15 protein-coding genes are annotated in these 13,308 nt (G+C 35.9%); 10 read left to right on the top strand and 5 right to left on the bottom strand.

From position 1 onward, the window contains the following. Positions 1 to 10: 10 nt before the first annotated feature. Complete coding sequence (gene upp / locus F0460_RS10495) at positions 11 to 652, top strand: uracil phosphoribosyltransferase (RefSeq protein WP_150012975.1); 642 nt, start codon at positions 11 to 13, stop codon at positions 650 to 652. Here upp and F0460_RS10490 read toward each other — a convergent pair. Continuing rightward, complete coding sequence (locus F0460_RS10490) at positions 647 to 1,576, bottom strand: DUF6427 family protein (protein ID WP_150012973.1); 930 nt, start codon at positions 1,574 to 1,576, stop codon at positions 647 to 649. The genes upp and F0460_RS10490 overlap by 6 nt on opposite strands. Before the next feature lie 109 nt (positions 1,577 to 1,685). On the opposite strand from F0460_RS10490, the gene F0460_RS10485 reads away from it, so the two are divergent. Further along, a complete protein-coding gene (locus tag F0460_RS10485; protein ID WP_091520745.1) occupies positions 1,686 to 1,919 on the top strand; it encodes a DUF6341 family protein in 234 nt (77 codons plus the stop codon). A gap of 51 nt (positions 1,920 to 1,970) precedes the next feature. Here F0460_RS10485 and F0460_RS10480 read toward each other — a convergent pair whose 3' ends face one another. From F0460_RS10480 to F0460_RS10470, 3 genes are read right to left on the bottom strand one after another with little or no spacing between them, the layout of a single operon-like run. Next, a complete protein-coding gene (locus F0460_RS10480; protein WP_150012971.1) occupies positions 1,971 to 2,585 on the bottom strand; it encodes an FAD-dependent oxidoreductase in 615 nt (204 codons plus the stop codon). A gap of 1 nt (position 2,586) precedes the next feature. After that, a complete protein-coding gene (locus tag F0460_RS10475) occupies positions 2,587 to 2,781 on the bottom strand; it encodes a hypothetical protein (protein ID WP_091520752.1) in 195 nt (64 codons plus the stop codon). Positions 2,782 to 2,828: 47 nt separating this feature from the next. Next, a complete protein-coding gene (locus F0460_RS10470; RefSeq protein WP_150012969.1) occupies positions 2,829 to 3,404 on the bottom strand; it encodes a MarC family protein in 576 nt (191 codons plus the stop codon). Positions 3,405 to 3,538: 134 nt separating this feature from the next. On the opposite strand from F0460_RS10470, the gene F0460_RS10465 reads away from it, so the two are divergent. Beyond that, positions 3,539 to 4,123: a DUF3109 family protein gene (locus tag F0460_RS10465; protein WP_150012967.1), complete on the top strand. Its 585-nt coding sequence runs from the start codon at positions 3,539 to 3,541 to the stop codon at positions 4,121 to 4,123. Here F0460_RS10465 and F0460_RS10460 read toward each other — a convergent pair. Further along, the gene (locus F0460_RS10460; protein ID WP_150012965.1) at positions 4,106 to 4,543 is read right to left on the bottom strand and encodes a retropepsin-like aspartic protease; all 438 of its coding nucleotides are present in this window, start codon (positions 4,541 to 4,543) and stop codon (positions 4,106 to 4,108) included. The genes F0460_RS10465 and F0460_RS10460 overlap by 18 nt on opposite strands. A gap of 145 nt (positions 4,544 to 4,688) precedes the next feature. On the opposite strand from F0460_RS10460, the gene F0460_RS10455 reads away from it, so the two are divergent. The 7 genes from F0460_RS10455 to F0460_RS10425 all read left to right on the top strand — a co-directional run bounded on the left by F0460_RS10455 (position 4,689) and on the right by F0460_RS10425 (position 13,291). Then, a complete protein-coding gene (locus F0460_RS10455; protein ID WP_150012963.1) occupies positions 4,689 to 5,459 on the top strand; it encodes a TatD family hydrolase in 771 nt (256 codons plus the stop codon). A 43-nt stretch (positions 5,460 to 5,502) separates the two neighbouring features. Then, positions 5,503 to 6,636 carry a 1-acyl-sn-glycerol-3-phosphate acyltransferase gene (locus F0460_RS10450; protein ID WP_150012961.1) on the top strand — a complete coding sequence of 378 codons (1,134 nt, stop codon included), beginning with the start codon at positions 5,503 to 5,505 and terminating at the stop codon, positions 6,634 to 6,636. Beyond that, positions 6,629 to 7,663: an asparaginase gene (locus tag F0460_RS10445; protein ID WP_150012959.1), complete on the top strand. Its 1,035-nt coding sequence runs from the start codon at positions 6,629 to 6,631 to the stop codon at positions 7,661 to 7,663. The genes F0460_RS10450 and F0460_RS10445 overlap by 8 nt, the downstream gene beginning before the upstream one ends. A gap of 133 nt (positions 7,664 to 7,796) precedes the next feature. After that, the gene (locus tag F0460_RS10440; protein ID WP_150012957.1) at positions 7,797 to 8,528 is read left to right on the top strand and encodes a DUF3575 domain-containing protein; all 732 of its coding nucleotides are present in this window, start codon (positions 7,797 to 7,799) and stop codon (positions 8,526 to 8,528) included. A 293-nt stretch (positions 8,529 to 8,821) separates the two neighbouring features. After that, positions 8,822 to 12,223 carry an isoleucine--tRNA ligase gene (ileS, locus tag F0460_RS10435; RefSeq protein ID WP_150012955.1) on the top strand — a complete coding sequence of 1,134 codons (3,402 nt, stop codon included), beginning with the start codon at positions 8,822 to 8,824 and terminating at the stop codon, positions 12,221 to 12,223. A gap of 11 nt (positions 12,224 to 12,234) precedes the next feature. After that, positions 12,235 to 12,621 carry a TraR/DksA family transcriptional regulator gene (locus tag F0460_RS10430; protein ID WP_150012953.1) on the top strand — a complete coding sequence of 129 codons (387 nt, stop codon included), beginning with the start codon at positions 12,235 to 12,237 and terminating at the stop codon, positions 12,619 to 12,621. Between the two features lie 73 nt (positions 12,622 to 12,694). Then, the gene (locus F0460_RS10425) at positions 12,695 to 13,291 is read left to right on the top strand and encodes a lipoprotein signal peptidase (protein ID WP_150012951.1); all 597 of its coding nucleotides are present in this window, start codon (positions 12,695 to 12,697) and stop codon (positions 13,289 to 13,291) included. Positions 13,292 to 13,308: the final 17 nt, after the last annotated feature.

Here is a 13,308-nt window from a genome sequence, read left to right as displayed (position 1 = left end):
TAGTAAACTTATGCATATTCACTACATATCAGAACAGAACAGTATTTTAAATCATTTTTTGGCGCAGTTGCGCGATGTTAAAGTACAAAACGATTCGATGCGTTTTCGTAAAAATATGGAACGAATTGGAGAGATTATGGCATATGAATTAAGCAAGAAATTGTCGTATAAAGACACTTCGATACAAACACCACTTGGGACAAAAGATACGATGATGATTAAAGATGAGGTGGTTTTGTGTTCGATACTTCGTGCTGGATTGGCTTTACATACCGGTTTTATGAGTTTTTTTGATGATGCCGAAAACGGATTTGTATCGGCAGCCAGAACACACGGAGCCGAAGAGATTTTGGTTGAATATCAGGCAGCACCATCGTTTGAAGGAAAATGTCTGCTTTTGTTGGATCCAATGTTGGCAACGGGACATTCTATGGTTGCTGTTTTTGATCAGTTAATGAAGAAGGAACATCCAAAGGAAATTCATATTTGCGTAGTTATTGCCGCACCCGAAGGAATTGAATATTTAAAGGAACATCTGCCGGAAAATATTCATTTGTGGGTTGCCAGTTTAGACGATTCTTTGAACGAAAACAAATACATTATTCCCGGAATTGGCGATGCAGGCGATTTGGCTTATGGCGAAAAATTATAATTTCAGTAAAAACAGTAATAAACTTACTCCAAGAATTGTTGCTAAAACAGCTTCTTTAACCCATTTATTTGGTGTGTTGGCAATGAAATTTCCACCGATAATCGATAACGGAAAGAAAGTGAAAACCAGTAATCCGTTTGATTTTTCTGGAGTGATGATGTAAATAGCGGCTCCGATTACAAAGCAAAGTACAATGTTTTTATAAAGTGTTACCTGGTTTGTGGCGATACTTTTTAAATTGGTTAACTGATAAACGGTAAATAAAACCGCAATTGTTGCCAGAAAAGAAAGCGCTATGTTTTGATAAATGTTATCGAAATAACTAAAGTTGAAACCAATATCGTACTTATCTGTCCAAAATTCCACCAGGTTAATATTGTAAAACAAACTGTAAGTGTAAAATAAAATGGTAACGGTTAACAATGCAATCAACGGAATAATCCAATTGCGGTAATCCTGATTCACATACCAAATTATTGCAAGGTAGATCATTACAAAATAAAGAATCGTCCATGATTCAAACAACGTTGCAACGAAAATCCATAAGCTGGCATCGAAAATCTTAATTTTTGGTTCGTTTAAAGTTTGTAGCGAAATAACTCTTCTCAATGCCAAAAGTACCAGCAGGTTTGCAATGATTAATTGCGCATCATCATAAAAAGTAGGAAACAAAATTAAAAAACAGGCATACAAAAACAACGAATACAGGTTGTTAACCGCCAGATAGTTTTTTACGGTGATAAACTGTATCAGCAAAACCGAAAATGCCACAACTACAAACAAAAAACTTTTTTCTATAATTACAGCCGGCGACTGTAACCATTTTAAATCGTTTACCAAATGTATGAGATACGTTATTAAAAGCATTAGCCCTATAACCACATATCCTATTGGTCTGCTTTTAGAAAAAAGATTTGTAAGCATTAATGATATTATTTTGTTTTTGTAAATAAGTTGTTAATAATTTTTTTTACTTTTGTTGCAAAGTTAGAATTAAACTAAAACTAAACATAAATAATTTAATAACAATATTATGTGGACATCTTTCTTTCACGGGATACAATTTTTATTCGTTGATGTTTTGTTTGTACCAATGGACTGGTTTGCGAAATTAGAATTAACAAACTGGTGGGTTGCAAACTTACTTAACTGGATTTTCATTATTATTTGTACAGTTGCTTTTGTTTACTGGTTAAAACAACTACGTATTTTTGCAGCTAACAATGAAGACGATCAAGACACTACAGCACATTCGTTCTTAAAATAAAAAGATAAAAAAGCAGGTTTTAAACCTGCTTTTTTATTGATTATATATTTTTTACTTCTTTCTAATACTATCGTGTACGTGGGTTTCAATACCGTTGTTCCACAAAGTTAAAATATCGGTCGCAACGGCAGCGCCACTTCCTGCGGCAATTGCCAGCTGACTGCGATGTCCTGCTAAAGTTCCGGCAACATAAATTTTTTCAAAAACCAAATGATCATTATTTGCTAATTGAATACGGTTTTTCTGCGGTAACGATTTTCCGTGAGGAATTACATAAGGTTCCAAACAACCGTTAATGGTAAAAGGATTGCTTGAGTTGATAGCAACAACTACACATTTACTTTCGTAAATATTTTCGGTAGTAGTAACTAAAAAATAATCTTTGTGATTAATTATAGAAAGTACCCGTTCGTTTAAAATTTGATTAATGTGCGGGTATATATTGTTTAAATCGGTAAGGGTTTGGTGTAATAAGTAGCTTCCTAAAGTACCGGGTGGTATTCCGTAGGCGTTGTTGAACAATGCATCTTGCAGCATTGATGATTTTTGGTGGGCAATGATACCGATTTTTTTATCGTTTACAAATGGTTTAGCATTTGCCGATCCTAAAACCAAGGCACAAGAAACCCCCGAAACGCCTCCGCCTATTATTAAACAGTCAAACATTTTACTTGTTTTTATTGTCTATTGCTTTTGAAGTATTAAAGATAAGCAATAAGATTACTGCACACAAAATGGCAATAATACAAATTAAAGCTACAACACTTTCACCTTGAAATAAGTTGTTAAAATCTAATTTTGTAATGTTTAATACAATCAAAGCAATAGCAATAGCTATAACTATGTATGTAACGTATTTCATTATTGATTTATTTTGTTGAATAGGAAACGAAAGTACAAAATATTTAATTAGTTAAACAAGCCTTTAACATTAGTAGCAAATAATTTAACAGCAATTGCCAGTAAAACTACTCCGAATACTTTGCGAATCACTCCTAAACCATTGGTTCCTATAAGGCGTTCTATCTGTCCAGATAATTTTAAAACCACATAAACAACGATAATATTCAGAATAATAGCGAATACAATATTTATGGTTTGATACTCTGCACGTAACGCCAAAATGGTGGTCATAATTCCCGGTCCGGCAATTAATGGGAAAGCCAATGGAACAATCGATGCCGTTTTGGGTTCTTCATCGCGATACAACCGAATGCCCAAAATCATTTCTAAAGCTAAAAAGAACAATACAAAAGCACCTGCAACTGCAAACGAATTTACATCTATCCCAATTAAAGTCAGAATACTTTCACCAACAAACAAAAAGGCAATCATAATGCAGGCTGCAACAATTGATGCTTTTTCCGACTGAATTTTCCCAACACGCGCACGTAAATCAACAATAATAGGGATCGATCCTAAAATATCAATCACGGCGAATAAAATCATACCAGCGGTAAAAATCTCTTTAAAATTAATTTCCATAGTCTTAAAGTTTTTGCAAAGGTATTTATAATGTGTTAAAAGATAAGAATAAATTCAACGTTAATTTTACATTTTTGGTAACACTTGTAAAACGGTAAATAGTTGTAACTTTGCGGCTGCAAATGAATTGATTTATGTTTCAGATAGGAAAAACAATAGTTTCAGACGAGGTTCTTGAAAGAGAATTTGTATGTAACCTAACAGCTTGTAAAGGACAATGTTGTGTGGATGGAGATGCCGGTGCGCCTTTAGATAAGGAAGAAACAGCTATTTTAGAGGAAATTTATCCTATTATAAAACCGTATTTACGTGCAAAAGGAATTGCCGTAATTGAAGAAAAAGGAACTTGGGTTGTGGGCGAAGACGGTGATTTGGAAACACCTTTGATCGATAACAAGGAATGTGCTTATGTTATTTTCGACGGAAAAACTGCTTTATGCGGTATAGAACAAGCGTATAACGAAGGTTTAGTGAAATGGAAAAAACCAATTTCGTGTCATTTGTATCCCATTCGTATTAAAGAATATTCACAATTTTCGGCGGTAAATTACAATCGTTGGCATATTTGTGACGATGCCTGTTCATTGGGGAAAGAATTGGAAGTGCCCGTTTACAAGTTTTTAAAAGAACCATTAATTCGCAAATACGGCGAAAGCTGGTATGCCGAATTAGAAACCGTGGCTACCGAGTGGCAAAAACAATCACTTAATAAAAAGTAATTGTAACGGGTAATGAATAATTGCTCCGTTGTTTTTAAGCAGATCGCTACCAATAATTCCGTGGACTTTTGGTAGGTTGTATTCGCTTAAGGCAATGTTTACGTGGGTTAAGTCAAGCAGAATTAAATTAATATCGTTCTTTTTCCATTTGCCTAATTGTATGGTATTGTCGGTAGAAATTTCGGCATGCATATCGTTTGAGCCCGCACCCGAAGCTTTGGCTTTATGTGCTTTTGATAGTAATTTAAAAAACAATTTTTCGTTACTGTCAATACAGGTGTTTGATGCTCCGGTATCAATCAAAAACAAACCTTTAATGCCGTTAACCTTTGCGTTTACATACAAATGGTTCGATTTACGAATGCGAAACGGAATACTATAATAATTTTGCTGCTCTAATACAGTTACAAGATCGTTCATTAATTTAATATCTGTTGAAAAGCAAAAATAGGTAGATATAATTTAACCACATAGAATTTATCTAAAACAGTACAGATTAGTTGCATAGTTTTGTTGCTAAAATCTATGCGTTCTTTGTGGTAAAAAGAAAAATTAAAAATACAAAATGATTTTAATTGATACACATACCCACTTATATAGTGAAGAATTTGAAAGTGATCGAACCCAGATGATGGAGCGCGCACTTGCTGTTGGAGTAGAACATTTTTTTGTTCCGGCGATCGATTCTTCTTATTTTAACGGTATGAAGCAAATACAACAGCAATATCCGCAAAACGTTCATTTAATGATGGGGTTGCATCCGTGTTATGTAAAACCCGAAACGTTTGAACAGGAATTGGCTTTTGTAGAACAAGAATTGGCGAAAGGAACGTATGTTGCCGTGGGCGAAATTGGTGTTGATATGTATTGGGATAAATCAACCCTTAAAATTCAGCAGCAGGCATTTCAAACACAAATTCAATGGGCAAAAAAATTAGGTTTGCCTATAAATATTCATTGTCGTGATGCATTTGATGAGGTTTTTGAAGTGTTAGATCAAGAAAAAAGCGATGATTTATTCGGAATTTTCCATTGCTTCACAGGAGATTTTAATCAGGCAGAACGTGCATTGAATTTAAACATGAAATTGGGAATTGGCGGTGTAGCAACCTTTAAAAACGGAAAAATAGATCAATATTTAGATCAAATTCCGTTGGAACAAATCGTTTTAGAAACCGATTCGCCTTATTTGGCACCCGCACCACACCGCGGCAAACGTAACGAAAGCAGTTATGTAGCCTTGGTTGCACAGAAATTAGCAGCTATTTATAACCTGCCGGTAGAAGAAATTGCACAACAGACAACAAAAAACGCATTAAACATTTTTAAATTGTAAATTGGAAGTATATTTGTTTCAGTTACGAAAATAAAATCAAACTATGTCTAAATTCGATTCGATACGTTTTTATCACGATGAAGAAGTAACAAAAATACTTCAGAATATCTCTCATCATCCCATGGTAAAATCGTTGATAGATTATACATTTCCGGAATATTCAGATGAACAAGTTAACGAATTGGTTAACAGCATACACAGCATACGCGACTTTCAATCGAAAATTATTTACCACACCTTACAGCAGGTTTTAAAAAATACATCGGAAGGTTTGTCAAGTTCGGGTTTTGAAAATTTAGACCCAAATACATCTTATCTTTTCATATCAAACCACCGCGATATTCTGTTAGATACCAGTTTTTTGAACGTACTTTTAATGGAACACGGTAAAATAATGACAGCTTCGGCGGTTGGCGATAATCTGGTACAGAAACAGTTGTTTATGGATCTTGCTAAATTAAATCGAAATTTTATCGTAAAACGCGGACTTTCACCTCGAGAATTGTTGGGCAGCAGTAAATTATTATCAGAATACATGTGTTATTTGCTGAAAGAAGAAAACCGTTCGGTTTGGATTGCACAGCGCGAAGGAAGAACGAAAGATGGAAACGACGCAACACATCAGGGCGTTTTAAAAATGATTGGTATGGCGTGCAACCAAGATTCAATGATGGATTATTTTAAGAATTTGCGTATTGTGCCTGTTTCTATATCGTACGAATATGATCCTACCGATAAATTAAAAATGCCGCAATTAATGGCAAAAATGGCAGACGAATTGTATATTAAAGACAAAAACGAAGATTTTTTAAATTTAATGAGCGGCGTAGTAGGTCAAAAAAAACGCATTCATCTGCATGTAGGTACCGCTTTAGATACCGAATTAGAAATTATTAAAAACGAAACTACCAACGTAAACAAGCAAATTCAAATGCTTGCTAAAGTAATAGACGAGCAGATTATTGCTAATTACAAACTGTGGCCAACCAATTACATTGCATACGATTTATTGAACGATACCGATCGTTTTGCCAATGAATATACCGATAAGGAAAAACAATTGTTTTTACGCAGATTAGAATTAAAATTAGATAAAGGCAACGAACCTTTGGTTGATACATTTTTAGAAATGTATGCCAACCCGGTGGTTAACAAATTTAAGTTACAAAATGCATAAACCGGCTATTCTTTTAATTTACACGGGCGGTACAATTGGCATGGTTAAAGATTTTGAAACCGGTGCCTTAAAAGCCTTTAACTTTAACCAGCTTTTAGAACGTATTCCCGAATTACAGTTATTAGATTGCACCATTGATACCTATTCTTTTGAAGATCCTATCGACTCTTCTGATATGAATCCGGAGCATTGGATTACGATTGCTGAAGTTGTTGAAAAAAACTATCAAGATTTCGATGGTTTTGTGGTTTTGCATGGATCTGATACTATGTCATACACTGCATCGGCATTAAGTTTTATGTTGAAGAATCTTTCAAAACCGGTAATATTAACCGGTTCGCAACTGCCAATTGGTGATCTTCGTACCGATGCCAAAGAGAATTTAATTACCGCAATACAGATTGCATCGCTTCATCAAAATAAAATACCTGTTATAAAAGAAGTAGGTTTGTACTTTGAATACAAATTATACCGAGGAAACAGAACTACCAAAATTTCAGCCGAACATTTCAATGCCTTTACATCGCCTAATTTACCGCATTTGGCAGAAAGTGGCGTGCATTTAAAAATAAACGAACATTTGTTGGACGATTTTTATGAATCGAAACAATTAATCATTCAGAAAGAATTAGATGCCAACGTGTTTATTCTAAAGATTTTCCCTGGGATTACCCAAAACGTATTGGAAGCAATTTTAAACATTCCTAATTTAAAAGGAATCGTGTTAGAAACCTTCGGATCAGGCAACGCACCAACGCAGTTTTGGTTCATTAACACCTTGCAAAAAGCAATTGATCGAGGCGTTAAAATTGTAAACGTTACGCAATGTTGGGGTGGCAGTGTAGATATGGGCAAATACGAAACCGGCACTGCTTTAAAACAGATTGGTGTTATTTCGGGTTATGATATCACAACCGAAGCCGCCATTACCAAACTAATGGTTTTACTTCCAAAAAATTTACCGGCAAAAGAATTCTCCAAAGCTTTTCAAACGCCTATTTGTGGCGAACTGATTATAGAAGAATAGCAAAAACGAACTTTAATAGGTTCGTTTTTTTGATTTTGTATGCAGCATAGTAGAGTTAAGAAACTTGCTATTTAACAAAAAGGCAGAAATATTTTGCGTAAATTAACCGTTGAAGTATAAATACCTGTTTGCTATGAAAAATACAGTCACTCTACTTTTTAGTTTGCTTTACTTTAGTGGATTTGCACAAGAGACAACCGATTTTTCTGACGATAAAAACATGGTGAAATGGAATGTGTTAGGTTTAACATCATCAACCATTTCTCTGCAATACGAACGATTAATCGCTCCAAAAACCAGCATCGCTGCCAATATCAACATCATGCCTAAACGCAGTATTCCGTTTTTTGGTATGGTAGAAGATATTGTGAAAGACAAAGGCGCGATCGATATTTTAAAAGATGTAAAAATGAACGCGTTTTCGTTTACGCCCGAAGTCCGTTTTTATTTAGGAAAAGAAGGCATGCGTGGTTTTTACATTGCGCCTTTTTTGCGTTACGATCGTTTTTCTGTTGAACTTCCGGTAGAATACATTTACAAAGAACAATTAGAAAGCGTTACCATCAACGGAAATGTCGATGGTTTCTCCGGCGGATTGTCATTTGGTGCACAATGGAGATTGGCTTCACAATGGTATCTCGATGTTACTTTTGTAGGCTTAAGTTACGGTTTTGCATCGGGCGAATTAAGCGGCAGACGCTCTTTAGATGCCGAAGAACAAGCTGAAGTACGCAAAGCAATAGAAGAAGTAGAACTTCCTGTTGTAAAATATACTTACGATGTAAACGATGATGGAGTTGATGTTAAAATAAAAGGCCCGTGGGCAAATGCTAAATTAGCCGTAGCAGTTGGGTATCGGTTTTAATTATTAGTACCAGCTTTTTCATCCCGACGAAGGAGAGATCTCTAAAAAGAATCTAAAATTCTCATAATAATATCTAAAACATAAAATCCCGAACAATTGTTCGGGATTTTATGTTTTAACCCTGTCAAAGTTTTAAACTTTACCAAAGCTTGCTAAATAATCTTTTGCTCCAAAAGTTTCTACTGCGTATCGTTTAAAATCAAACAAAAAAGTAAAATAAATCGTAACTAAATTAAATACTACTATTTAACCTAAATTCCTTAAATTCGCACATTGAATTTAAAAACAGTATCATGAGCACCAAATTCACAGAGTATAAAGGATTAGATTTACCAACCGTAGCAAGCGAAATGTTACAGTATTGGAAAGATCAGTCCATCTTTGATAAATCGGTTACTTCTCGCGAAGGCAACCAACCGTTTGTGTTTTTTGAAGGCCCACCTTCTGCAAACGGAAAACCTGGTATTCACCACGTTATGGCTCGTGCTATTAAAGATATTTTCTGCCGATACAAAACCCAGAAAGGTTTTCAGGTTAAGCGTAAAGCCGGTTGGGATACCCATGGATTACCTGTTGAATTAGGTACCGAAAAAGAACTGGGAATTACCAAAGAAGATATCGGAACAAAGATATCGGTAGAAGAGTATAACGAGGCGTGTAAACGTACCGTAATGCGCTACACTGATTTATGGAACGATTTAACAGAAAAAATGGGATATTGGGTAGATATGAACGATCCGTACATTACCTACAAACCCAAATATATGGAAACCGTTTGGTGGTTATTAAAGCAAATTTACAACAAAGATTTGCTGTACAAAGGTTACACCATTCAGCCGTATTCGCCGAAAGCGGGTACAGGATTGTCGTCGCATGAGGTGAATCAGCCGGGATCGTACCGCGATGTTACCGATACAACCATAGTTGCACAATTTAAAACCATAGAAAATTCGTTACCAGAGTTTTTAAAAGGATTCGGACAAATCGATATCATGGCATGGACAACCACTCCGTGGACGTTACCAAGTAACACCGCATTAACCGTTGGTCCAAAGATTGATTATGTGTTGGTAAAAACATTCAACCAATATACTTTTGAACCTATCACGATAATCTTAGGGAAACCTTTGGTTGCAAAGCAGTTTGCGGGAAAATTTACAGCTGTTGAAACCGAAGCTGAATTAGCAGATTATAAAGAAAACGATAAAAAAATTCCTTACTTCATTGTAAAAGAATTTAAAGGAATTGATTTGGTTGGCATCCGTTATGAGCAGTTATTGCCTTACACCTTGCCGTATCAAAACCCTGAAAATGCATTCCGCGTAATTGCGGGCGATTTCGTTACAACCGAAGACGGAACAGGTATTGTACACACCGCGCCAACTTTTGGTGCAGACGATGCAAAAGTTGCTAAAGAAGCAACCCCAGAAGTGCCGCCAATGTTGGTTTTAGACGAAAACGGAAACGCTGTGCCGTTGGTTGATTTACAAGGAAAGTTTACCTCGCACATGGGCGATATGGCAGGCAAGTATGTAAAGAACGAATATTACAATGAAGGTGAAGCGCCTGAAAAATCGGTTGATGTTGAAATTGCAATCCGTTTAAAAGAAGAAAACAAAGCCTTTAAGGTAGAAAAATACGTACACAGTTATCCACATAGTTGGCGAACCGATGAGCCGCTTTTATACTATCCGTTAGATTCTTGGTTTATCAAGGTTAGCGAAGTGAAAGATAAAATGTTCGATTTAAACGAAGAAATCAACTGGAAACCTAAAGCAACAGGCGAAGGACGTTTTGGAAACTGGCTGAAAAACGCCAACGACTGGAATTTATCTCGCTCACGTTATTGGGGAATTCCGTTGCCAATCTGGAGAACCGAAGATAAGACCGAAGAATTAATCGTTGGATCGGTAGAAGAATTGGTTGCCGAAATGGAAAAAGCAATGAAAGCGGGCGTTCAAACACAAAATCCGTTCGATGGTTTTGTAGTGGGCGATATGAGCGAGGAAAACTATGATAAAATCGATTTGCATAAAAATGTGGTTGATGCTATTACGCTGATTTCTCCATCGGGCAAACCAATGAAACGTGAAGCCGATTTAATTGATGTTTGGTTCGATTCTGGTGCCATGCCGTATGCACAATGGCATTATCCGTTTGAAAATAAAGAATATATCGACAATCACGAAAACTTCCCTGCTGATTTTATCGCAGAAGGTGTCGATCAAACACGCGGTTGGTTTTACACGCTGCACGCAATCGGAACGTTGGTTTTTGGCGAAAAAGCGTATAAAAACGTCGTGTCGAATGGTTTGGTTTTAGATAAGAATGGTATCAAAATGTCTAAAAGTAAAGGCAACACCATTGATCCTTTTCAAACAATCGCAGAACACGGACCAGATGCTACGCGTTGGTACATGATTATGAATGCCAATCCGTGGGATAATTTAAAATTCGATTTAGACGGAATTACCGAAGTTCGCCGTAAATTCTTCGGAACGTTGTACAACACCTATTCGTTCTTTGCTTTATATGCAAATATCGACGGATTTACTTACAGCGAAGACGAAGTTCCTATGGAAAATCGTCCGGAAATTGATCGTTGGATTTTATCGGAACTAAACAGTTTAATAAAAACGGTTGATGAAGCTTACGCTGATTACGAACCAACAAAAGTAGCACGCGCTATATCAGATTTTGTTCAGGAAAACCTTTCAAACTGGTACGTTCGCCTATGCCGCCGCCGTTTCTGGAAAGGCGAATACGCACAAGATAAAATTGCTGCTTACCAAACGTTGCACACCTGCTTAACCACGGTTGCAAAATTGTCGGCACCAATTGCACCGTTTTTTATGGACAAGCTTTACAAAGATTTAACACAGGCAACTGCAAAAGAATCATTTGAATCTGTACATTTGGCCGATTTTCCTACTTACGATGAAAAAGTTGTTAATAAGTCGTTAGAAAGTAAAATGGAAAAAGCGCAAACCGTGTCATCTTTAGTATTATCATTGCGTAAGAAAGAAATGATTAAAGTACGCCAGCCGTTACAAAAAGTAATGATACCTGTTTTAGATGAAAATCAAAAGGCAGAAATAGAGGCAGTTGCAGATTTAATCATGGCAGAGGTGAACGTGAAAGAAATTGAATTGTTAAACGATGCTTCGGGAATTCTGGTAAAACAGATCAAACCGAATTTCAAAGCATTGGGTCCGCGCTTCGGAAAAGAAATGGGAAATGTGGCAAAAGCTATTCAAAATTTCAGTCAGGAACAGATCAGCGAGATCGAAAAAAACAGCGAAATATCTTTGGAAATATCAGGGAATCTGGTTAAATTAACAAATGAAGACGTTGAGGTTTCATCGCAAGATATCGAAGGTTGGTTAGTAGCAAATGCAAACGGAATTACGGTTGCTTTAGATATTACGTTAACCGACGAATTAAAGAAAGAAGGTATTGCACGCGAACTGGTTAACAGAATCCAAAATATACGTAAAGATTCAGGGTTTGAAGTAACCGATAAAGTAAAAATTAAAATACAGCAAAACTCGGTTATCCAAGATGCCGTTACAGCAAACATTGATTATATTAAAGCAGAAACCCTTACGGAAACGCTTGAATTTGTTGATAGTTTAGAAAATGGTACAGAAATTGAGTTTGACGATTTAGTAACCAAAATTAGTGTTTCAAAATAAATTGTTTAGTTATGGAAAAGGAAAATGTACAAGTTAGATACGCAGACGCAGATTTAGCAGAATTTAAGGAAATCATCTTAAAAAAGATAGAGAAAGCACAGGCAGATTTAGATTTGATTAAAAGCGCTTATATGAACGATTTAAATAACGGTACCGATGATACATCGCCTACATTTAAAGCGTTTGAAGAAGGCAGTGAAACTCTTTCTAAAGAAGCAAACTCACAATTGGCAACACGCCAAGAAAAGTTTTTACGCGATTTGAAAAATGCTTTGGTGCGAATTGAAAACAAAACCTACGGAATTTGCCGCGTAACCGGTAAATTAATCGAAAAAGAACGTCTTAAATTGGTTCCGCATGCAACAATGAGCATGGAAGCCAAATTACAGCAACGTTAATTTATAAAACGCTCTTAATTAAGAGCGTTTTTTGTTTTAAATAACTTACATTTGTGCAAAATTTTTGCATATTATGTCGTTTAACAAGGCTTTATTTTTAGCGATTGTAGTTATTCTTATCGATCAAATTTCAAAGATATATATCAAAACCAATTTTGCAATTGATGATTTTGTAAAAGTATTTGGTTTTGACTGGTTTCAGATTCGTTTTATAGAAAACGACGGAATGGCTTGGGGAGTTGAACTTCCGGGCGATTACGGTAAGCTGTTGTTAACTTCATTCAGAATTATTGCAGTTGGCGGAATTTTGTACTGGTTGAATGATTCTGTAAAAAAAAGAGGTTCAAATATATTAATTGTTGCCATTGCCTTGATTTTGGCGGGTGCAGTTGGTAATATTATCGATTCTGTTTTTTACGGAGTAATTTTTAACGACAGTCACAACCAAATTGCTACACTATTCAGCGATCAACCCTACGGAAGCTGGTTTCATGGTAAAGTGGTAGATATGTTTTATTTCCCTATCTGGAAAGGTTATCTGCCAAATTGGTTGCCTGTTTGGGGCGGCAATTATTTCACATTCTTCAACGCTATTTTTAATGTTGCCGATGTAGCCATTTCAGTAGGTGTAGGACTATTAATTGTATTCAACAAAAAAGTTTTTAAATAGGATTTCTGCTCAAACAG

This window comes from Paenimyroides baculatum, from assembly GCF_008629655.1.
Classification (GTDB): domain Bacteria; phylum Bacteroidota; class Bacteroidia; order Flavobacteriales; family Flavobacteriaceae; genus Flavobacterium; species Flavobacterium baculatum.
Note: the sequence above shows the minus strand (reverse complement) of the source record. Positions and strands in the feature narration are given on the sequence as shown.

What these genes read in the sequence shown, in the direction of transcription:
- upp (WP_150012975.1), top strand. Translation starts at nt 11, where the DNA reads ATGCATATTCACTACATATCAGAACAGAACAGTATTTTAAATCATTTT.
- F0460_RS10490 (WP_150012973.1), bottom strand. Translation starts at nt 1,576, where the DNA reads ATGCTTACAAATCTTTTTTCTAAAAGCAGACCAATAGGATATGTGGTT.
- F0460_RS10485 (WP_091520745.1), top strand. Translation starts at nt 1,686, where the DNA reads ATGTGGACATCTTTCTTTCACGGGATACAATTTTTATTCGTTGATGTT.
- F0460_RS10480 (WP_150012971.1), bottom strand. Translation starts at nt 2,585, where the DNA reads ATGTTTGACTGTTTAATAATAGGCGGAGGCGTTTCGGGGGTTTCTTGT.
- F0460_RS10475 (WP_091520752.1), bottom strand. Translation starts at nt 2,781, where the DNA reads ATGAAATACGTTACATACATAGTTATAGCTATTGCTATTGCTTTGATT.
- F0460_RS10470 (WP_150012969.1), bottom strand. Translation starts at nt 3,404, where the DNA reads ATGGAAATTAATTTTAAAGAGATTTTTACCGCTGGTATGATTTTATTC.
- F0460_RS10465 (WP_150012967.1), top strand. Translation starts at nt 3,539, where the DNA reads ATGTTTCAGATAGGAAAAACAATAGTTTCAGACGAGGTTCTTGAAAGA.
- F0460_RS10460 (WP_150012965.1), bottom strand. Translation starts at nt 4,543, where the DNA reads ATGAACGATCTTGTAACTGTATTAGAGCAGCAAAATTATTATAGTATT.
- F0460_RS10455 (WP_150012963.1), top strand. Translation starts at nt 4,689, where the DNA reads ATGATTTTAATTGATACACATACCCACTTATATAGTGAAGAATTTGAA.
- F0460_RS10450 (WP_150012961.1), top strand. Translation starts at nt 5,503, where the DNA reads ATGTCTAAATTCGATTCGATACGTTTTTATCACGATGAAGAAGTAACA.
- F0460_RS10445 (WP_150012959.1), top strand. Translation starts at nt 6,629, where the DNA reads ATGCATAAACCGGCTATTCTTTTAATTTACACGGGCGGTACAATTGGC.
- F0460_RS10440 (WP_150012957.1), top strand. Translation starts at nt 7,797, where the DNA reads ATGAAAAATACAGTCACTCTACTTTTTAGTTTGCTTTACTTTAGTGGA.
- ileS (WP_150012955.1), top strand. Translation starts at nt 8,822, where the DNA reads ATGAGCACCAAATTCACAGAGTATAAAGGATTAGATTTACCAACCGTA.
- F0460_RS10430 (WP_150012953.1), top strand. Translation starts at nt 12,235, where the DNA reads ATGGAAAAGGAAAATGTACAAGTTAGATACGCAGACGCAGATTTAGCA.
- F0460_RS10425 (WP_150012951.1), top strand. Translation starts at nt 12,695, where the DNA reads ATGTCGTTTAACAAGGCTTTATTTTTAGCGATTGTAGTTATTCTTATC.